Origin of the sequence: Ferrimonas kyonanensis DSM 18153, from assembly GCF_000425405.1 — a bacterium.
Taxonomy (GTDB): domain Bacteria; phylum Pseudomonadota; class Gammaproteobacteria; order Enterobacterales; family Shewanellaceae; genus Ferrimonas; species Ferrimonas kyonanensis.
In genome coordinates this window covers 1-19,313 of the sequence record NZ_KE384365.1, presented here as the reverse complement: position 1 = coordinate 19,313, position 19,313 = coordinate 1, and the positions used below count along the sequence as shown (strand labels likewise).

Below are 19,313 nucleotides of genomic sequence, written 5' to 3'. Positions count from 1 at the left end.
ATGCTGATTCTGGCGCCACTCTGAGGTATAATCCGGCGATTTTCGACAGTAAAAGCCCAAGCAGGACTATGGAGCTCATCCGCGGTACACACAATCTGCGCCCGAAGCATCGCCGGTGCGTATTGACCATTGGCAATTTTGATGGCGTTCACCTGGGCCATGCTGAGGTAATTAAGTCTTTGGTTGCCAAAGGCAAAAGCATGAACCTTCCGGTAACGGTGATGCTGTTTGAGCCTCAACCTCAGGAGCATTTTGCCGGCGATAGGGCTCCGGCCCGGATCAGTTTATTGCGAGACAAGTTGCGGCGATTGCAGGCACTGGGGGTGGAGCGGGTACTGTGTGTCAGCTTTAACCGTCGTTTTGCCGAGCTCAGCAGCGAGCAGTTTATCGAGCAGTTGCTGGTGCAAAAGCTGGACGTTAAATACCTGGTGGTCGGCGACGATTTCTGTTTTGGAAAGGGTCGAAAGGGCAGCTTTGATACCCTGGCGGCGGCCGGTCAGCGGCATGGTTTTGACGTGGTTCCGACCGCCAGCTTTAAACTGGCGAGTCAACGGGTCAGCTCAACACTGATTCGTCAGGCGCTGCAGCAGGGGAACCTGACTCTGGCCAACCAGATGTTAGGCTACCCGTACCAGATCACCGGTCGCATTGCCCACGGCCGCAAACTGGGGCGCACCATCGGCTTCCCGACGGCGAACATCCTTATGAAACGTAAGGTGGCGCCGGTGAGCGGGGTGTTTGCGGTGCAGGCCATCGACTCTCAGGGGCATCGATACCCTGGGGTGGCCAATGTCGGCGTTCGGCCGACGGTGGCGGGCAACCGCTGCCAGCTGGAGGTTCACCTGTTCGATTACGAGGGTGATCTGTATGGCGAACACATGCAGGTGCTGTTGATAGAGCACCTGCGACAAGAGCGGGCATTTGAGTCATTGGATGCCCTGAAGAATCAGATTTTCAAGGATGCGGAGCAGGCTCGACGCCTGCTGTCTGTGTCTTAACAGCTTTTAGCCTGAGTAATGGTGAAAGGATCAATGAGCGACTATAAATCAACGCTAAACCTGCCGGAAACCGATTTCCCGATGCGAGGCAACCTGGCCAAGCGGGAACCGGAAATGTTGAAACAGTGGGACGAGAAAGCGCTTTATAAAGCGATTCGTGCCAGCCGTCAGGGAGCGAAGCCATTCATTTTGCATGATGGCCCTCCGTACGCCAACGGCGACATCCACATTGGTCACTCAGTCAACAAGATTCTGAAAGACATTATTATCAAGTCCAAGACTCTGGCGGGCTTCGATGCGCCCTATGTGCCGGGTTGGGACTGCCACGGTCTGCCAATTGAGCTGAAGGTTGAAGGTAAGGTGGGTAAGCCGGGGCAGAAGATCTCTGCCGCCGAGTTCCGCCAGAAATGCCGTGAGTATGCCCATAAGCAGGTAGACGGTCAGAAAGCCGACTTTATTCGCCTGGGGGTACTGGGTGAGTGGGACAAGCCTTACCTGACTATGGATTATGGCACCGAAGCGGAGATCATCCGCTCGTTGGCTAAGATCATCGACAACGGCCACCTGCACAAAGGCGCTAAGCCGGTGCACTGGTGTACCGATTGTGGCTCGGCACTGGCGGAAGCGGAAGTGGAGTATGAGGATAAGACCTCTCCCTCCATCGACGTGCGTTTCTCGGCCGTGGATGCCAAGTTGGTGGAAGACAAGTTTGACTGCGCCGAAGGTCACACCGGTCACGGTCCGTTGTCGGTGGTGATCTGGACCACGACTCCCTGGACCCTGCCTGCCAACCGTGCCGTATGTTTGCACGCCGATCTGCAGTACGCCCTGGTACAGGTAGAAGGTGAGCACCCAGAGCGACTGATTCTGGCGGCGGACCTGGTGAAAGATGTGATGGATCGTGCCGGCATCGAGCAATTCCATAACCTGGGCTTCTGCCAGGGTAAGGACCTGGAACTGCAGCAGTTTAACCATCCCTTCTATGAGATGACGGTTCCGGCGATCCTGGGTGATCACGTGACCACCGAATCCGGTACCGGTGCGGTGCATACCGCCCCTGGCCACGGTCAGGAAGACTTTGTGGTGGGCAACAAGTACAACCTGGAAGTGGCTAACCCTGTGGGCAACAACGGCGTTTATCTGCCGGATACCCCGCTGTTTGCCGGCCAGCACGTCTTTAAAGCCAATGATGCGGTGGTTGAGGTATTGAAGGACAAGGGGGCGCTGCTGCACCACGAAGCGTTCCGTCACTCCTACCCGCACTGCTGGCGCCATAAGACGCCAATCATTTTCCGCGCGACCCCACAGTGGTTCATCTCCATGGACCAGGCCAAGCTGCGTGAACGCTCCCTGGAAGAGATCAAAGACGTTCAGTGGATCCCGGACTGGGGACAGAGCCGCATCGAAGGCATGGTCGCCGGCCGCCCTGACTGGTGCATCTCTCGCCAGCGTACCTGGGGCGTACCCATCGCCCTGTTCGTTCACAACGAAACTCAGGCCTTGCACCCGAACTCGGTTGCCCTGATGAATCTGGTGGCGGACCGAGTGGCCGAAGCCGGCATTCAGGCCTGGTGGGATCTGGACGCCAGTGAGTTGCTGGGCGAGGAAGCCGATCAGTACCACAAGGTCCTGGACACCCTGGATGTGTGGTTTGACTCCGGCTCGACTCACGCCTCGGTGGTGGATGCGCGCCCCGAATTCCAAGGTGCCGAAGCCGACCTGTACCTTGAGGGATCGGATCAGCATCGTGGTTGGTTCATGTCCAGCCTGATGACCGGCGTTGCCATTAAGGACAAGGCCCCCTACAAGCAGGTGCTGACCCATGGCTTTACCGTGGATGGCAAGGGCCGCAAGATGTCCAAGTCCATCGGTAACGTCATCAGCCCGCAGCAGGTGGTGAACAAGCTGGGTGCCGACATTCTGCGCCTGTGGGTCGCGTCCACCGACTATACCGGTGAGATGACGGTTTCCGATGAGATCCTCAAGCGCAGCGCCGATGCCTATCGTCGTATTCGCAACACCTCTCGCTTCCTGCTGGCCAACATGAGTGGCTTTGAGCCGTCTCGGGACATGGTCGAGCTGGATGAGATGGTGGCATTGGACCGTTGGTTGGTGGGTCGCGCTTATCAGCTGCAGCAGGAGATTGTGACTGCCTACGAGGAGTACAACTTCCTGGCGGTAACTCAGAAGCTGATGCGTTTCTGCTCCATCGAGCTGGGCAGCTTCTATCTGGACATCATTAAGGACCGTCAGTACACCGCTAAGGCCGATGGCCTGGCGCGTCGCTCTTGCCAGTCGGCGCTGTACCTGATCACCGAGGCCATGGTGCGCTGGATGGCGCCGATCATGAGCTTTACCGCCGATGAGATTTGGCAACTGATGCCAGGTGAGCGCAGCGAATTTGTGTTTACCCAGGTGTGGTTCGATGGCCTGGCGCCTATGACCGACAATTCTGCTCTGACCGATGCTGAGTGGCAGACGTTGGTGGAGGTGTTGGCCGAACTCAATAAGGCGTTGGAACAGGCCAAAGCCGATGGCGTTAAAAACCGCCTGGAAGCCGACGTTACCCTGTACGCCGATGGCGAGCTGAAAGCTTTGCTGGACCGTCTGGGAGATGAGTTGCGCTTTGCCATGATCACCTCCAACGTGACTGTTGCCCCGCTGAGCGATGCGGGTGATGCCGCCGACACTGAGTTGGCTGGCCTGAAGGTGAAACTGGTGAAGACCGAAGCGGCGAAATGTGAGCGTTGCTGGCACCACCGTGAAGAAGTGGGCACACTGGAGGCTCACCCAACACTGTGCAGCCGCTGCGTGACCAACGTTGACGGCGAAGGCGAAAGCCGACAGTTTGCATAATGGAGAGATGATGCCACAGTCATGGAGTCAAAGCGGCCTGCGGTGGATGTGGGTCGCGGTGGTGGCGCTGGTGCTGGATCAGGCTACGAAGTTGGCGGTGATCGCCAACTTCCAGTTGTTTGAAAGCATCCCGCTGATCCCGTACCTGAACCTCACCTATGTGCATAACACCGGTGCGGCGTTCAGCTTCCTGGCGGAAGCCGGTGGTTGGCAGCGCTGGGCCTTTGCCGGTTTTGCCTTGGTGGTAACCATCGCCCTGACGGTGATGATGCGTCGCCAGGCCCACTCGCTGTGGCGCTTGAATCTGTCTTATGCGCTGATCATTGGCGGGGCCATCGGTAATGTTATCGACCGCCTGGCCTATGGTTATGTTGTCGATTTTATTGATTTTTATGTCGGTGCCTGGCACTGGCCTGCATTTAACATTGCTGACAGTGCCATCTGCGTCGGAGCGGTTTTGATGATCCTCGACAGCTTGCTGGATGGTCGTCGGCCCAAGGAGGCCTCATGAGCCAGTTAACCATTGGCAGTGACAGCCAGGTGTTTGTGCATTTCGATGTGGAACTGCCGGACGGTACGGTGGCGGACAGCACCCGGGCCCACGGCAAACCGGCGCGACTGACTCTGGGGGATGGCAGCCTCAGTGGCGCCTTCGAGGCCGCCATCAAGGGGATGGAGAAGGGGGAGAAGCGTCGCTTCTCGCTGGATCCGCAACACGCCTTTGGTGAACGCAACCCAGATAACATTCATCACCTGGACCGGGCTCAGTTTGCCGCTGACGCCGATCTCAGTGAAGGCACCATCATGGCGTTTGATACGCCGGACGGCAATCAGGTTCCCGGGGTGATTCGGGAACTGGCCGGTGATTCGGTGACTGTGGATTTTAATCATCCATTGGCGGGCCAGACGGTAATTTTCGATCTGGAAGTGCTGGACATCGTAATTAAGGACTGATTATGCAGATTCGACTGGCAAACCCACGAGGCTTTTGTGCCGGCGTTGATCGCGCCATCAGCATTGTCGAACGTGCGCTGGAGTTGTTCGAGCCGCCGATCTACGTGCGTCACGAAGTGGTGCACAACCGCTACGTGGTGGACAGCCTGCGCCAGCGTGGGGCGGTGTTTGTGGACGAGTTGCACGAAGTGCCGGACAACAGCATTGTGATCTTCAGTGCCCACGGTGTATCTCAGGCGGTCCGTAAGGAAGCCGATGCCCGTGGACTGAAGGTGTTTGATGCCACTTGTCCACTGGTGACCAAGGTGCATATGCAGGTCACCCGTGCCAGCCGTAAGGGGCAGGAGTGTGTCCTCATCGGTCATGCCGGCCACCCTGAAGTGGAAGGCACCATGGGCCAGTACAGCAACGACAGTGGCGGCATCTATCTGGTGGAATCTCCGCAAGATGTGGCCAATATGTCGGTACAGGATCCGGACAACCTGCATTTCGTGACTCAGACTACCCTGTCGGTGGACGATACTGCCGAGGTGATCGATGCCCTGCGTGCTCGTTTCCCTTCCATTGCCGGTCCTCGCAAGGACGACATCTGCTACGCCACCCAGAACCGTCAGGATGCGGTGCGGGAGTTGGCGTCCCGTTGTGATTTGGTGTTGGTGGTGGGATCGAAAAATTCCTCCAATTCCAATCGTCTGCGCGAACTGGCGGAGAAATCAGGGGCCCGGGCCTATCTGGTCGATGGTGCCGATGACATCAATCCCCAGTGGCTGAGTGAGGTGACCACCATTGGGGTGACTGCCGGTGCTTCGGCCCCGGAAGTGTTGGTGAAAGGGGTGGTGACCGAGCTGCAGAATCTCGGTGCTGCCGACGTCGAGGAAGCGACAGGCCGAGAAGAAAACATTGTTTTTCAAGTTCCTATTGAACTGAGATAAGCCTGTTCCCAGAAGTTATAAGAAAGCGCTGCCCATCTGGGTGGCGCTTTTTTTTGCCTGTCTTAAGCTTTAATGACACGGAACGTACGGCAGCCACAAGGATGTTATGGCCAGTCATACTCAATGGGGTATCACCCTGGTTGAGGTGTTGGTGTCGGTGGTGGTACTGGCGGTAGGCCTATTGGGTACCCTGCAACTCCACATCGTCGCTAAACGCAGCAGCTTTCAGTCTTTTCAGCATGCCCGCGCCATGAACATGGCGGCCGATGCATTGGAGCGCATGCGTCTTAATCCCACTCAACTCGCCGCCTATCAGGGCCACTACGGTGTGGCACTGCTTCCACAACCCGACGTTTCCTGCTTAGCAGACACCAGTGCCATTATTCCTTGCAACGCCGAGCAGATGCGGCAGTGGGATCGGTTTCAGTGGCAGCAGGGGCTGTTGAGTGTGGCCGAGGCCAGTGGGGAGGGAAATCGCAAGTTGGCTCAGGTGGTGGGATGTATCCATATTGACGGCAATCGAGTCGGGGTGGTGGTCAGTTGGCAGGGTCTGCAGCAAGGGGTGGATGCGGTGACCGAGGCCGATGGCTGGCGATTCGAATGTGGTGTGCCAACGGCGCGGCGGCGACAGGTCTACCTGGACTCGATGGTGATTCCATGAGCAGGGTCAAGGGACTGACGTTGGTTGAGCTGCTGATCGCCATGGTGCTGGGGGTGTTTGTCCTCTCTGCCGTTTTCGGGGTATTTGTCAGTTCCTCCATTTCGGTGACCTCCACCGGTCAATACAACCAGATTCAGGAATCGGCACGCCTGGCGTTGCGGCTGATGAGTGATGATCTGTCTCAGGCGGGGTTTTATGCCGGGCTAACCGGGACCTCTCTGACCACCCGCAATGTGAGTGTCGATGCGGTGGTGAATAACGACTGCGTCGGTCTGGGGGAGAACAATGCCAGTGTTCCCGCTGGCCGAGGGCATTTTCGGACCATCTGGAGTTACCGCCAGAGTGCGGTGCCTTCGATGGATTGCACTCAGCAGGCGCTGTTGGGCAGCCACGTGCTGCAGGTGAAGCGGCTACTGGGTCCGAATGTGGCGGCAACGGCGTTGAGTGAAAACCGCTACTACCTGGTGAGCAATCATGCTCAGGCCAGGTTGTTTGCCGGCAATCAACAGGCTCCTGTTCTGGTGCAGGGACGCTACTGGCAGTGGCAACACAGGGTTTATTACGTCGAGCGTCGTGACGATGGCATGCCGGTTCTGAAGTGGCGTCAACTCTATGTGAATGGCGGCATGGTGGAGGAGGAGTTGGTTGAGGGGGTTGAGATGTTGCAGTTTCTCTTCGCCGTGGACAGCCTGGGCGACGGTCGGGTGGACAGCTATATAACGGCGTCTGCCATGAGTGAAGCACAGTGGGATGGCGTTGTAGAGGTACTGGCAGTGACGGTGTATCTGGTGGTGCGGGCGGCCAATGATGATCAGGGTGGCATCAGCGACGGCAGGTTGCGGTTGACCTTGCCCGACGGGGTGGTTTCTTATGACGACGGCATTCCCCGGCGCCTGTTTTCTACCACGGTGATGGTGCGAAATGCGGCACTGGTGGCCGAGGGGGCAGGATGAGACCAGAGCGGGGAGCGGTGCTGATCGTCAGTTCGTTGTTGTTACTGGTATTGATGGTGATCGCCCTGGCCCTGACCGGAGCCAGCCGCAACGTGATTCAGGCCGAAGTGGCCAGCGCGGCTCGAAGCCAGGTGCTGCAGCAACTGCATGGGGCTTTGGATGGCTTTATCGAGCGTCAGCGTCTGGCCAGGGCCGACAGCCTGTTGCTGACCAACAGCGCTGAGGTCAGTGAGGTCGACGCGGTGTTTGGGGCCCAGCACGGTGTCAGCTTTATTACCGAAGGGCCGTGTCAGCGGCAGCAGGCGGCCGATGCCGGCAGCCATTTCGTTTGCCGCATCAACCAGGTGAGTTCCAGCAAGCGTTATGGAAAGGGGGAGCGCGGTCAGCAGAGCATCACTACCGGGGTTCAGCAGCAGGTTTTGGTGGTGGGGAATTAGCATGAGAGCACTCTCGATGGCACTGATGATCTGGGCGACCTGGACAGGGGCGGATGACACCGAGCTGTATGTCTATGGGGGAACCGTCGCCAGTGACAGTCGCCCCCAGGTGTTGATCATCTTTGATAACTCCGGTTCGATGTCCACCGAAGAGGAGGAGGCGCCGCCACCGTTTGATGCGAATCAGGACTACAGTGGTGGCCTGGATCAGGGGCGGCTGTTTTACGTGCGCGGGCAGTTAAATGGCAACCTGCCGGATCCGGACCGCGGCGATGAGTATCGTTATTTCCCTGCCACCATGAACGGTTGTAGCAGTAGCCTGATACCGGAGTCGGACTCGGGACTCAGTGTCTTGCAGCACAATGGCTATTACACCGACGTGGTGCTCAGTTTTCGCCGCGGCGGTCGGGCCGACCGCGACTGGAAGTGGCGCCCAATGCCGGCGAGCCTTAAAAAGGCCCACAATCAAGGCAGTCTCAGCCAGTTGGGGTTTGATTGTCTGCAGGATTTGCGGGATCGGTTGACGGTGAATGCGGTCAGTCACCCTCAAGGAGCGTTCTCCCAACCCGGGTTTCCCCGGAATCTTGACCAGGCTCAGCCCTACGATGGCAGCGATAACTCGCTGTCGGCGGCGCAATTGGTTGCCGCTGCCGATGCTTCACTGTCGCAGACCGGCTTTGTCAGCGGCGACAGCGTTACCCTGTTTACAGAGAACTACCTCTATTATCGAAAAACCGCCGTGCCGGTGGTTCGCAGCCGCCTGGCCATTGCCAAGGACACCATCACCGACATCGTGCAGAGCACTCCGGGGGTGGATTTCGGTCTGGCGGTGTTTAATGGTAACGGCAGTGACGACGGGTTGCTCAGCGGTAGCCATGGCGGTCGTTTGCTCAGCGCCATTCAACCGATGACGCCTTCGAGCAAAGCCAGCCTGATGAGTACCATCAATGGTCTGACGGCCAGCACCTGGACGCCACTGTGTGAAACTTTGTTTGAGGCGTATCGCTATTTCAGTGGCGGCGAGGTGCTGTTTGGGGGGACGGTGCCGGTGTTTGGGGTACCCTTTGCGGATTCCGGTCGGTATCTGAGCCCCTTTGTCACCTGTCAGCCTCAGGCTTATGTGGTGCTGATTACCGACGGTTCACCCACGAAAGACGAGGCGGCCAACGCAGTTCTGAGAGCCGAACTGGGGATCGGTGTGTCGGAGCGGGTGTCGGTGTACGATCCTTACCGCACTCTGGGGTACGGAGACTGGGCCGACAGCTACCTGCCGGCGGTGGCCGAGCATCTGTACAGTCAGGACATCAATGCCGTCGCTTCGGGGCGCCAGAGTGTGGTGACTTACACCATCGGTTTTTCTCAGGATGCCATCGACAGTGCCGGGGCGCTGCTGGCGGAGACCGCCCGTCGCGGCGGCGGCGAGTATTTTGCTGCCGCCGATGCGCTATCACTGCAGAATGCACTGCAGCGGGTGTTTTCCGAAATTCTGGCTGTGGACGCCAGTTTCACTTCGCCGTCGATTGCCGCCAACAGTTTTGATCGCACTCAGACACTGGACTCGGTGTACTACTCCATGTTTCTGCCCTCGGACCGGCCGCGTTGGGCGGGGAATCTGAAGAAGCTGCGCATTCTCGGTTCGGGACAGGTGGTCGATGCCAGAGGGGAGGCCGCCATCGATGTCGGCGGCAATATTGCCGAGACAGCCTGTACGTATTGGACCTCGTCGGCCACCTGTGCCCTGGCCAGCAGCGGTGGCGATGGCAATTCGGTGATGGAGGGGGGGGCGCTGGAAGCGATGCAAACTCAGTTGCAACGGCGGGTTCTCACCGAGCCGGCCAGCGTCACCGGGACCTTGGTCTCACTGTCACAGAGCAGCCTGGAGCAGCGTGCCGGTGGTCAGGAATCCCTGCTGGCGGATTTAGGTGGCATTGACCTTGCCAGCCTGGGTGACTGGGTGCGTTGGTTGCAGGGGGAGGATGTGGACGATGAGGATGAGGATGGCGTCAGCGGTGAACGTCGTGAAGATCTGATGGGGGATCCACTGCACTCCAAGCCGTTGGCGATTCATTACGGCGGCGACAAAGGGGTGCGTATTCTGGTGGGAACCAATGCCGGTGCCCTGCACATGTTTGAAGATGGCGGTGCCACCATCACCGAAAGCTGGAGCTATCGGCCCTATCGATTTACCGGTCAGACCCCCTTGCTGAGGCATAACCCGCAAACCGGCGGTCACAGTGTCTACGGGGTCGACGGTCCGCCGGTGGCCTGGATCGTGGATCTGGATGCCGACGGGGACATCGACGCCGATCAGGGTGACAAGGTGTGGGTGTATTTCGGTTTGCGTCGGGGCGGACGGGCCTATTACGGCCTGGATCTCAGTAACCCGGACCAACCCCGGTTGATGTGGGTGAAAAGCGCTCAGGATTCAGGGTTGGCGGTGCTGGGACAAACCTGGTCCGAGCCGGTATTGACTCGAATACCGGATTATCCTCAGGGTAACCTGAGTGCTGCTGCCGCTCGGCCGGTGCTGATTGTCGGAGCCGGCTACGACAGCAACAAAGACGCCAACGGCGTGGGGACGGCGGATTCGGTTGGTACCGGCGTGTTGATTCTGGATGCCGAGACCGGTGAACCGGTGCATCAGTTTGTTAATCAAACGGCGTCGGCGTTGGTAACACCGGTGCCGTTCAGTGACAGCGTCGCCGCCAGGGTGGCGATTCTGGATAGCAATAGCGATGGGCTGACCGACCGCATCTACGCGGCCGATACCGGGGGCACGGTGTGGCGGCTGGATCTGCCTGGTACGCGAGCCGAGCGCCCCTGGAGCGGGTTTCGGTTTGCCAATCTGGGGGGGGACACGGCGCACAGCGATCGCCGCTTCACCCATGAGGTCAGTGTGGCCCAAACCAAGATGACGCTGAAGGAAACCGAAATCGTCACCGAAGGTGGTCAGACTCATACCCGGGTCATCCGTACCGATCTGCCCTACGATGCGGTGGTGATCGGCAGCGGCAACCGTGCCCACCCCAATGCCATTTCGACTCAGGACTACCTGTTCGTGCTGCGAGATCCTCACCTGTATCCGGCCAGTTTTGATGGTGGCAGTGGTGATGGTCACAGACCGGTTCCGGCAGCAATAACTGTGGCGGAACTGTTTGATGTCAGCAGTGATCCGGTCGGCGCCGCCACCGATGATGACAGCAGGCTGGTTCAGGAGGTGTTGTCTGGCAGCAAGAGGGGCTGGAAGTTGGCGCTGGCTCCGGGAGAGAAGTCGCTGTCGGCCGCCGTTATTCTTTCCGGCAACGCCTTCTTTACCACCTTTATGCCGGGAGAACCTGGCGCTGCCAATGCCTGCCTGAGTGCGGGCCAAGGACGGCTGTACGTGCTGAACCTGCATCATGGCATCAACCGCTACCAACATCGGTACATTGAGCTAGGGGCGCGTCTGCCGGACACGCCACAGATCGTGATACCCCCGCCGGAGGATCCCGATGACCCGAGTTGGAACCCCAAGGTCTATCTGGTGGGCGTGGGGCGGGGATTCAACTTGAGCCAGGATGGCATTGAATTGACCGACAGCGGCAGTGGCGATCCGGATAAGTCGTTGTTGCCAGTCTACATCTACTACTACCTGGGAGGGCAACCCTGATGAGGCTGTTGCGGGGTGTTACCCTGATTGAACTGATGCTGGTGGTGGCCATTGTCGGGCTGTTGATGGCCATGGCTCTGCCCTCCTACCAGATTCAGCTGGCGGCCGGATACCGGGCTGAGGCGTTGTCGGAATTGACCCGAATGGCGAACCTGCAGGAGCAATACTACATGGATAATCATACCTATGTGGCAGACATGACCCGGCTTGGGGCCAGTGACGACCCTATGGTAACGCTCAGCGGCCGCTTTTCGGTGGATGCGGTGGAAGCCAGCGCCAATGGCTTCACTTTACAGGCGACGGCTCTGGGGGGGCAGGCACTGGCGGACAGTGAGTGTGCTGAATTGAAGCTGTCCGATGCCGGTGAACGCACGCCTGAGGGATGTTGGTGATGAAGGGGGTGAGCATCTTGGTGTTGCTGGCGCTGGCGTCCGGCAGTGACGCTCGCCAGGAGCACAAGTGTTGGCTGCGGGACGAGGCGGGGCATCAGCGCATTGTCCATTATCAGTTGCGCCCGGCCCGGTTGGAACAACAGATGACCGGGCTGGCAGGCAGGCTGCTGGTTCAATCTGGTAACCGAATTGCACAGGTGATGGAGTGCGTGCCCTACAAGGGCGAGTTTCGCTCTCGCCAGGCCAGGGCGCAGGAACAGCTGACGCCGCGTTAGCTGGCTATTGGCAACTGACCGGAGTGGTGAGCGTATGGTGGCGAATGCGGCCGGTGCGGCTGATCACCACGGCGGTTAGGTGGCTGGCGCTGGCACTGTCCGGGCAGTAGTAGAAGGTGCCGTTCTGACCGGTAAAACCGGCTTCGTCAAAGCGGATGGCATTGACGTTGGCCGAGAACTTGATGGCGTCTCGGCTGGCAATGGCCGGTTGCTGTTTCAGGTGTTCGTCGTCATCGCCGTAGGTTTGCCAGGGCGGACTGTCGATGAAGATTCGATAGCCCAGATGCCATTGGCCGTCGCACTGGGAGGAGGGCGACAGCGGGCACAGGGTGACCGTGGCCTGATAGGCGATGGCCAGTTGACGGGCGTAGTTGAGATCCTGGTATAGGCTGGTCACCGCAGAGTGCGCCCGGCTGTTGGCGAGCAGTTGTTGCAAGGCCGGTACCCCGGTGGTCAGCAACAGGGTGGCAACGGCCAGCGTGATCATCAGTTCAATCAGGGTCAATCCATGATATTTGCAGCAAGGCATCGTTTCAGGCTTCCCTATCCTGATTTGAATCGCTTACACTTTCTGTCAGTTTAGCTGGCCTGATGGGCCCAGTTGTTTTTTTTGGGAAGCGGTGCTCCTGTTTAGCAAGGAATGACGGCAGATGAAGAAGATTGAAGCGATTATCAAGCCATTCAAACTGGATGATGTGCGTGAAGCCCTCGGTGAGATTGGAGTGAATGGCATGACGGTTCACGAAGTGAAAGGCTTTGGGCGTCAGAAGGGCCACACTGAGCTGTATCGCGGTGCGGAGTACATGGTGGACTTTCTGCCTAAGGTGAAGATTGACTTGGTCATTGCCGATGAGCTGGTGGATCAGGCGATCGAAGCGATTGTCGATACCTCACGTACCGGCAAGATTGGTGACGGTAAGATCTTTGTCACCGACGTCGAGCGGGTGATTCGCATCCGCACCGGTGAAGAAAACGAAGACGCCATTTGACGGTTCCATAAAAAAAGGCGCCTGTTCGGCGCCTTTTTTGTGTCTTAAGCACTCTACTCGGAGAACGTATTGTTCGGGTAGGTGGCTTTGAGCACTGTCAGCGTGTTCTGTTTCAGGGTTTCCTGTCCCAGCTCATGGTAGCTTTTGGCCATGATCTCCAAAGCTGGTTCGACGGCGGGCGTGCCCGCGTAGGTTTCGACAATCTGCTGAGCGCGGTTGGCAGCGGCTACCCAGGCCTCGATTTTGACGTAGTACTCGGCAACGCGAAGGGAGTATTCCGCCAGTCGGTTCTTAATGGCGATCATCCGCTGGCGCCCGTCGGCGGCGTAGCGGCTGTCCGGGAAGGTCTTGACCAGCTTCTCAAAGTCCTTGAATGCGGCCTTGGCATTTTCAGGGTCGCGATCGGTGCGATCGATGCTGAGCAGATCGTGGAACAGGTAGCTGTCCGCCTGCATATTGATGAGGCCGCGCATGTAGTAAACGTAATCGATGTCTTTATGGGTTGGGTTCAACCGAATAAAGCGATCCACATTAGCGAGAGCGCTGGCGGTGTCATCTAGTTTATAATAGGCGTAGATCAGGTCGAGCTGGACCTGAGTTTTGTAGGTGCCAAACGGATAACGAGAGTCCAGCGCTTCGAGGATTTTTGTTGCTTTGGAAAAGCTGCCGGCTTCCATCGCCTGGCGTGCATCCGTGTACAGGGCTTCTGGTGAGCGGTCTTCGATGACGTAGGTGTCGCTCTGCTTGGTGGAGCAACCGGCCATCATCAGGCTACTGGCCAGGACGAGTAGCAAAGGACCTGCTAGTTTGCGCATGTTATGAACCAATTCCTTATCATTGTCGTGAAGTTCTGATGCAAAAAGAGATAAAATTGCAGTTGGAGCGATTCTATCAGAACTGCGAGTGATTTCGAGCTTTTACAGCTGGATCGAGAGTATATGACCCAACACGTTGAATTAAATGGCGTATTTAACGATACGCACCTTGGTATGCGGTTAGACCAGGCGTTAGCCGATCTGTTCCCAGATTATTCCCGCAGTCGCATCAAGGAGTGGATCCTGGCTGGCAGCGTCAGTCTGGACCAAGAAGTGGTGACCCGGCCCCGGGAAAAGGTGCTGGTGGATCAGGCGGTCTCCGTGCGCGCCACTCTGGAGGAGGAGGTCAGCTCCAAACCCCAGGATATCGCTCTGGACATCGTGTACGAAGATGACCACATCCTGGTGATCAATAAAACCGCCGATCTGGTGGTGCACCCTGGTGCCGGCAATGGCGATGGCACCATATTGAATGCGTTGCTGTTCCACTGTCCGGAGATTGCCAACGTACCACGGGCGGGCATTGTGCACCGACTGGATAAAGACACAACCGGCTTGATGGTGGTGGCCAAAACGGTGCCAGCGCAAACCCATCTGGTGGCCCAGTTGCAGGCGCGGGAGATTACCCGTGAGTATGAGGCCATTGCTCACGGTACCCTGACTGCCGGCGGCCTGGTGGACGCCAACATCGGCCGTCATCCGCAGAAGCGGACCCACATGGCGGTGACGGAGATTGGCAAGCCTGCGGTTACCCATTATCGCATTGCCGAGAAGTTTCGTTCGCACACCCGTTTGCGTCTGCGCCTGGAAACCGGTCGTACTCACCAGATTCGCGTGCACATGGCCCACATTAAGCACCCCCTGGTTGGTGACCCCCTGTATCAAGGCCGTCCTCGTCCGACTAAGGGCGCTACCGAGGCACTGCAACAGGTGCTTAAGGGCTTCCGCCGTCAGGCGTTGCACGCGGTAAAACTGGAGCTGGAACATCCGGTGACCAGCGAGTGGATGCAGTGGTATGCCCCGGTTCCTGAGGATATGCTGCAGTTGACCGAAGCGCTGCGACAGGACACCGCCGAGCGAGGCATGGAGTACTGATGTGGCACGTCCCTGATTGGGTGCTTCCCGATGGCGTGCGCGCCGTTTATACCGATCGGATTGGCGGAGACTCTTTGCCGCCATTCGATGGGTTTAATTTGGGAGCGCACGTTGGGGATGCTGTGGCTGCGGTCGATGCCAATCGCCACAGGCTGGTGCGGGGATTGGGGCTGCAACAGCCGGTGCAGTGGCTGGAGCAGGTGCACGGCACCGATGTGGTCACCCTGCCGGCAACGGCAGCGCTACCGGTGGCAGACGCTGCCTTTAGTCGCCAGAACGGCATCGCTTGTGCGGTGATGACGGCGGACTGCCTGCCGGTGTTGCTGTGCAATGAGGCTGGCACCCAAGTAGCCGCCGCTCATGCTGGCTGGCGTGGGTTGTGTGATGGTGTGCTGGAGTCGGTACTGTCGGAGTTTGAATGTCCGGGGGCGGCGATTCGAGCCTGGATTGGCCCGGCCATCGGTCCACAAGCGTTTGAGGTAGGCAGCGATGTGCGCCAGCAGTTTATGGCGGTGGATGCTGAGGCGGCGACGGCCTTCAAAGTTCACGGAGATCGCTATCTTGCCGACCTGCCTCGGCTGGCGCAGCAGCGCCTTAACCGATTGGGGGTGAACCGGGTTACCCTCAGCGGTCTGTGTACCTATCAACACCCGGAACGCTTTTTCTCTTACCGTCGTGATGGCCGCTGTGGTCGTCAGGCGTCCCTTATCTGGCTGGATTGATTCAGTTCCTGCGCTTGAAATTTGCCCGAGTCGTACCCATCTCTGCTTTGTGTAAGGCAGTTTTTGGAGAGTAGGGTATGCGTCTTGATCGACTGACCAACAAATTTCAGGTAGCCATTTCTGATGCGCAGTCACTGGCTTTGGGCCGTGATCATCAATACATCGAGCCTGAGCACTTGATGCTGGCGTTGTTGAATCAGGACGGCGGAACCGTACGCCCGTTGCTGGCGGGATCCGGCGTGGATGTTCACGCGCTGAGATCCAAGTTAACCGAAGCGCTGGATAGGATGGCGAAAGTCTCCGGAACCGGCGGCGACGTGCAGCTGTCCCGTCATCTGGTGGCGATTCTGAATCTGTGCGACAAATCATCCCAAAAGCGCAAAGATCAATTTATCTCCAGCGAGTTATTCTTGCTGGCGGTGCTGGAACGCGGCGATGCTTTGGGGGAAACCCTGAAACAGATGGGGGCCAACGCCGATAAGATTGAAGCGGGCATTGAGAAGTTGAGAGCGGGTCACACCGTGGAGGATGCCAATGCTGAGGATCAGCGTCAGGCATTGTCCAAGTACACCATCGACCTCACCGAGCGTGCCGAAGCGGGCAAGTTGGATCCGGTGATCGGACGGGATGATGAGATTCGACGCACCATTCAGGTGTTGCAGCGACGCACCAAGAATAACCCGGTAATGATCGGTGAACCCGGCGTGGGTAAGACCGCCATCGTCGAAGGCCTGGCTCAGCGGATCATTAATGGCGAAGTCCCTGAGGGCCTGAAAGGAAAGCGGGTGCTATCCCTGGATATGGGAGCCTTGCTGGCCGGGGCCAAATACCGCGGTGAGTTCGAAGAGCGCCTGAAAGCAGTATTGAATGAGCTGTCCCAGGAAGAGGGGCAGATCATCCTGTTTATCGATGAGTTACATACCATGGTCGGTGCGGGCAAATCCGATGGTGCCATGGACGCCGGTAATATGCTGAAGCCGGCGCTGGCCCGGGGGGAACTGCACTGTGTCGGTGCCACTACCCTGGATGAATACCGTCAATACATCGAAAAGGACGCCGCACTGGAGCGACGTTTTCAGAAGGTGCTGATTGAGGAGCCGAGTGTCGAGGACACCATCGCCATTTTGCGCGGCCTTAAAGAGCGTTACGAACTGCACCATAGTGTTGAGATTACCGACCCGGCCATTGTGGCCGCGGCAACCCTATCGCACCGTTATGTGTCCGATCGGCAATTGCCGGACAAGGCCATCGACTTGATTGATGAGGCGGCCTCCTCCATTCGAATGCAGATCGATTCCAAGCCGGAAAACCTGGATCGGCTCGAGCGTAAGATCATTCAGCTGAAGCTGGAGGATCAGGCGCTGGTCAAAGAGGAAGATGAAGCCAGTAAGAAGCGGTTGCAGTTGTTGCGGGAGCAGCTTGGTGAGTTGGAGAAGGAATACCTGGAGCTGGAAGAGGTCTGGAAGACCGAAAAAGCGGCTCTGGCAGGGACTCAGCACATCAAGACGGCACTGGAACAGGCTAGGCAGAATCTTGAAGTCGCGAAACGGGCCGGCGATCTTAGCCGAATGTCGGAGCTTCAGTATGGCCGCATTCCTGAGCTGGAGAAGCAGTTGGATCTGGCGGCCCAGGCCGAGATGCAGGACATGAGCTTGCTGAAGAACAAGGTCACCGATGTTGAGATTGCCGATGTGCTGTCCCGGGCGACCGGTATTCCGGTATCAAAGATGCTGGAGGGAGAGCGAGACAAACTGCTGAAGATGGAATCGGCGCTGCATGGCCGGGTGATTGGTCAGGAAGAAGCGGTTGGGGCGGTGGCCAATGCCATCCGCCGCAGTCGTGCCGGTCTGTCGGATCCGAAACGTCCTATCGGCTCATTCCTGTTCCTTGGGCCTACCGGGGTGGGTAAGACCGAGTTGTGCAAATCTCTGGCTCAATTCTTGTTTGATACCGATGAAGCGATGATTCGCATCGACATGTCCGAGTTTATGGAAAAGCACTCGGTCGCCCGACTGGTGGGTGCGCCTCCCGGCTATGTAGGCTATGAGGAAGGCGGCTACTTGACCGAGGCGGTGCGGCGTAAGCCTTACTCGGTGATCCTGCTGGATGAAGTAGAAAAAGCCCATCCAGACGTGTTCAATATTCTGTTGCAGGTGCTGGATGATGGTCGCCTGACTGACGGCCAGGGGCGGACGGTGGACTTCCGCAATACCGTGGTCATTATGACCTCCAATCTGGGATCCGATGTGATTCAGCATCAGGCTCAGTCTGGCGGTGACTATGAAGGCATGAAGCATGCGGTCATGGACGTGCTGAGTCAGACCTTCAGGCCGGAATTTCTAAACCGAATCGATGAGACCGTGGTGTTTCATCCTCTGGCTCAGGAGCACATCAAGGCGATTGCCCGGATTCAGTTGCAGTTGTTAACACGTCGACTGGCTGAAAAAGAGTATCAGCTTGAGATCAGTGAAGAGGCATTAGGGCTGATTGCCGAAGCCGGATTTGATCCGGTTTATGGAGCCAGGCCGCTGAAACGTTCCATTCAACAGCGGCTGGAAAACCCTCTGGCTCAGGCGATTCTCAGTGGCCGCCTGTTGCCGGGCAAACCGATAACTCTCCACCGTTCTGAGCAAGGGTTTGAGTTCCAGCAGTAACTGTAACGGCTGAACCATTCAACTTATTCCGTCGTAGCATAGGTATCGGGGCTTTTGGTCTAAAAGAGAAGCCCCGGTACTGCTATCTATTCAGATAGGCGAGCTAACGGATGGAGTAGTTATGAAAACGGTTAAGTGGGTTCTACTGGGGTTGCTGTTCAGTGCGGCGGCTGGTGCCAATCATTATGGGGTGCGGTTATCAGAGTTGGCACAGTCTTCGGTGCCTCAGCCTCAGGTTATTGCTCAGGCCGATACTCAAGCAGCTTTGCTCAGTCAGTTGCAGCAACAATCCGAAACCATGGAGATCAACCAGCTTCTGGCAGAGCAGCCGACGGCGGCAGGCGGAGAGCAGAAGTTACGACAGAAGCGGGTCGTCGATCGTTGTTACCACAGTGTTCAGGCCGTTGCCTGTTCCACTAAAGTGGTTTACCAATTGATCGAGTGATTTTTCTGGCGGTGAGGTTTATTGAGAGTCTGGCATGAGAAGGCCAACCTTTATGCTCAATAGTTATAAGCTTCAGGCATCGGCCTGAAGCTTCCTGTCCTAAACTGTATGTCCCGGTAGCAAAAAGCCGCTTTTAAGTCATACCTCAGCTGTGCTGTGGCTTAAAGCTGAGCGGAGTTCGATAACTCTTTGATTCGATTGCTGTGAATTTGAGCGGTCAACCCCGTTGGAGTGAAATCGACTTGACTCTGTTTAGGATTCGAGTAACATAGGCGTCCGCTTCGAAGGGATGGAAGAAATTCTGAAACGGAAAAAGCGACCGTCAATCAAGAGTTTTGAGAAAGTTTAAAATAACGCTTGACGGGAGATGAGGAAAGCGTAAGATACGCACCTCGCTTCGCTACTCCAACGAGCTAGCAAGCAACGTTCTTTAACAATTAGTCAGACAATCTGTGTGGGCACTCGCGCAGGATTGATATCTCATAT

At 57.5% G+C, this 19,313-nt stretch carries 18 protein-coding genes; 16 read left to right on the top strand and 2 right to left on the bottom strand.

Annotated features, from left to right (window positions below; genetic code table 11):
• Window positions 1–68: 68 nt before the first annotated feature.
• From ribF to H598_RS0117455, 11 genes are all read left to right on the top strand, one after another.
• A complete protein-coding gene (gene ribF / locus H598_RS26895; RefSeq protein WP_028114158.1) occupies window positions 69–998 on the top strand; it encodes a bifunctional riboflavin kinase/FAD synthetase in 930 nt (309 codons plus the stop codon).
• Window positions 999–1,031: 33 nt separating this feature from the next.
• Window positions 1,032–3,854 (top strand): isoleucine--tRNA ligase, encoded by a 2,823-nt coding sequence (gene ileS, locus H598_RS0117500; protein ID WP_028114157.1) that lies wholly within the window; start codon window positions 1,032–1,034, stop codon window positions 3,852–3,854.
• A gap of 10 nt (window positions 3,855–3,864) precedes the next feature.
• Complete coding sequence (gene lspA, locus H598_RS0117495) at window positions 3,865–4,365, top strand: signal peptidase II (protein WP_028114156.1); 501 nt, start codon at window positions 3,865–3,867, stop codon at window positions 4,363–4,365.
• Window positions 4,362–4,808, top strand: a complete 447-nt coding sequence (fkpB, locus tag H598_RS0117490) for an FKBP-type peptidyl-prolyl cis-trans isomerase (protein ID WP_028114155.1) — start codon at window positions 4,362–4,364, stop codon at window positions 4,806–4,808. The genes lspA and fkpB overlap by 4 nt, the downstream gene beginning before the upstream one ends.
• A gap of 2 nt (window positions 4,809–4,810) precedes the next feature.
• Complete coding sequence (gene ispH / locus H598_RS0117485) at window positions 4,811–5,740, top strand: 4-hydroxy-3-methylbut-2-enyl diphosphate reductase (RefSeq protein WP_028114154.1); 930 nt, start codon at window positions 4,811–4,813, stop codon at window positions 5,738–5,740.
• A 106-nt stretch (window positions 5,741–5,846) separates the two neighbouring features.
• Window positions 5,847–6,401: a type IV pilus modification protein PilV gene (gene pilV, locus H598_RS0117480; protein ID WP_028114153.1), complete on the top strand. Its 555-nt coding sequence runs from the start codon at window positions 5,847–5,849 to the stop codon at window positions 6,399–6,401.
• Entirely contained in the window at window positions 6,398–7,354 is a 957-nt protein-coding gene (locus tag H598_RS24825) for a PilW family protein (protein WP_051252834.1), read from the top strand. The genes pilV and H598_RS24825 overlap by 4 nt, the downstream gene beginning before the upstream one ends.
• Entirely contained in the window at window positions 7,351–7,791 is a 441-nt protein-coding gene (locus H598_RS0117470; RefSeq protein WP_156897092.1) for a pilus assembly protein PilX, read from the top strand. The genes H598_RS24825 and H598_RS0117470 overlap by 4 nt, the downstream gene beginning before the upstream one ends.
• 1 nt (window position 7,792) lies before the next feature.
• Complete coding sequence (locus H598_RS0117465) at window positions 7,793–11,440, top strand: pilus assembly protein (RefSeq protein ID WP_084144520.1); 3,648 nt, start codon at window positions 7,793–7,795, stop codon at window positions 11,438–11,440.
• A complete protein-coding gene (locus tag H598_RS0117460; RefSeq protein ID WP_028114150.1) occupies window positions 11,440–11,832 on the top strand; it encodes a type IV pilin protein in 393 nt (130 codons plus the stop codon). Before H598_RS0117465 ends, H598_RS0117460 begins: the two co-directional genes overlap by 1 nt.
• Complete coding sequence (locus H598_RS0117455) at window positions 11,832–12,107, top strand: TapY2 family type IVa secretion system protein (protein WP_156897091.1); 276 nt, start codon at window positions 11,832–11,834, stop codon at window positions 12,105–12,107. Before H598_RS0117460 ends, H598_RS0117455 begins: the two co-directional genes overlap by 1 nt.
• 4 nt (window positions 12,108–12,111) lie before the next feature.
• On the opposite strand, the gene H598_RS0117450 is transcribed toward H598_RS0117455, so the two are convergent.
• Window positions 12,112–12,636 (bottom strand): GspH/FimT family pseudopilin, encoded by a 525-nt coding sequence (locus tag H598_RS0117450; protein WP_035416170.1) that lies wholly within the window; start codon window positions 12,634–12,636, stop codon window positions 12,112–12,114.
• Window positions 12,637–12,757: 121 nt separating this feature from the next.
• Between H598_RS0117450 and H598_RS0117445 the strand changes: the two genes are divergently transcribed.
• Window positions 12,758–13,096 (top strand): P-II family nitrogen regulator, encoded by a 339-nt coding sequence (locus H598_RS0117445; protein WP_028114147.1) that lies wholly within the window; start codon window positions 12,758–12,760, stop codon window positions 13,094–13,096.
• A 53-nt stretch (window positions 13,097–13,149) separates the two neighbouring features.
• On the opposite strand, the gene H598_RS0117440 is transcribed toward H598_RS0117445, so the two are convergent.
• Window positions 13,150–13,911 (bottom strand): outer membrane protein assembly factor BamD, encoded by a 762-nt coding sequence (locus H598_RS0117440; RefSeq protein WP_028114146.1) that lies wholly within the window; start codon window positions 13,909–13,911, stop codon window positions 13,150–13,152.
• Between the two features lie 123 nt (window positions 13,912–14,034).
• On the opposite strand from H598_RS0117440, the gene rluD reads away from it, so the two are divergent.
• From rluD to H598_RS0117420, 4 genes are all read left to right on the top strand, one after another.
• Window positions 14,035–15,006 (top strand): 23S rRNA pseudouridine(1911/1915/1917) synthase RluD, encoded by a 972-nt coding sequence (gene rluD, locus H598_RS0117435; RefSeq protein WP_028114145.1) that lies wholly within the window; start codon window positions 14,035–14,037, stop codon window positions 15,004–15,006.
• Window positions 15,006–15,728, top strand: a complete 723-nt coding sequence (gene pgeF / locus H598_RS0117430) for a peptidoglycan editing factor PgeF (protein WP_035416169.1) — start codon at window positions 15,006–15,008, stop codon at window positions 15,726–15,728. The genes rluD and pgeF overlap by 1 nt, the downstream gene beginning before the upstream one ends.
• Before the next feature lie 77 nt (window positions 15,729–15,805).
• The gene (clpB, locus tag H598_RS0117425; RefSeq protein ID WP_028114143.1) at window positions 15,806–18,382 is read left to right on the top strand and encodes an ATP-dependent chaperone ClpB; all 2,577 of its coding nucleotides are present in this window, start codon (window positions 15,806–15,808) and stop codon (window positions 18,380–18,382) included.
• 121 nt (window positions 18,383–18,503) lie between these two features.
• Window positions 18,504–18,827 carry a hypothetical protein gene (locus H598_RS0117420; protein ID WP_028114142.1) on the top strand — a complete coding sequence of 108 codons (324 nt, stop codon included), beginning with the start codon at window positions 18,504–18,506 and terminating at the stop codon, window positions 18,825–18,827.
• Window positions 18,828–19,313 lie beyond the last annotated feature (486 nt).

Bases quoted from the DNA above. Each gene is read 5' to 3' on its own strand.
- ribF (WP_028114158.1), top strand. From the start codon at position 69: ATGGAGCTCATCCGCGGTACACACAATCTGCGCCCGAAGCATCGCCGG.
- ileS (WP_028114157.1), top strand. From the start codon at position 1,032: ATGAGCGACTATAAATCAACGCTAAACCTGCCGGAAACCGATTTCCCG.
- lspA (WP_028114156.1), top strand. From the start codon at position 3,865: ATGCCACAGTCATGGAGTCAAAGCGGCCTGCGGTGGATGTGGGTCGCG.
- fkpB (WP_028114155.1), top strand. From the start codon at position 4,362: ATGAGCCAGTTAACCATTGGCAGTGACAGCCAGGTGTTTGTGCATTTC.
- ispH (WP_028114154.1), top strand. From the start codon at position 4,811: ATGCAGATTCGACTGGCAAACCCACGAGGCTTTTGTGCCGGCGTTGAT.
- pilV (WP_028114153.1), top strand. From the start codon at position 5,847: ATGGCCAGTCATACTCAATGGGGTATCACCCTGGTTGAGGTGTTGGTG.
- H598_RS24825 (WP_051252834.1), top strand. From the start codon at position 6,398: ATGAGCAGGGTCAAGGGACTGACGTTGGTTGAGCTGCTGATCGCCATG.
- H598_RS0117470 (WP_156897092.1), top strand. From the start codon at position 7,351: ATGAGACCAGAGCGGGGAGCGGTGCTGATCGTCAGTTCGTTGTTGTTA.
- H598_RS0117465 (WP_084144520.1), top strand. From the start codon at position 7,793: ATGAGAGCACTCTCGATGGCACTGATGATCTGGGCGACCTGGACAGGG.
- H598_RS0117460 (WP_028114150.1), top strand. From the start codon at position 11,440: ATGAGGCTGTTGCGGGGTGTTACCCTGATTGAACTGATGCTGGTGGTG.
- H598_RS0117455 (WP_156897091.1), top strand. From the start codon at position 11,832: ATGAAGGGGGTGAGCATCTTGGTGTTGCTGGCGCTGGCGTCCGGCAGT.
- H598_RS0117450 (WP_035416170.1), bottom strand. From the start codon at position 12,636: ATGCCTTGCTGCAAATATCATGGATTGACCCTGATTGAACTGATGATC.
- H598_RS0117445 (WP_028114147.1), top strand. From the start codon at position 12,758: ATGAAGAAGATTGAAGCGATTATCAAGCCATTCAAACTGGATGATGTG.
- H598_RS0117440 (WP_028114146.1), bottom strand. From the start codon at position 13,911: ATGCGCAAACTAGCAGGTCCTTTGCTACTCGTCCTGGCCAGTAGCCTG.
- rluD (WP_028114145.1), top strand. From the start codon at position 14,035: ATGACCCAACACGTTGAATTAAATGGCGTATTTAACGATACGCACCTT.
- pgeF (WP_035416169.1), top strand. From the start codon at position 15,006: ATGTGGCACGTCCCTGATTGGGTGCTTCCCGATGGCGTGCGCGCCGTT.
- clpB (WP_028114143.1), top strand. From the start codon at position 15,806: ATGCGTCTTGATCGACTGACCAACAAATTTCAGGTAGCCATTTCTGAT.
- H598_RS0117420 (WP_028114142.1), top strand. From the start codon at position 18,504: ATGAAAACGGTTAAGTGGGTTCTACTGGGGTTGCTGTTCAGTGCGGCG.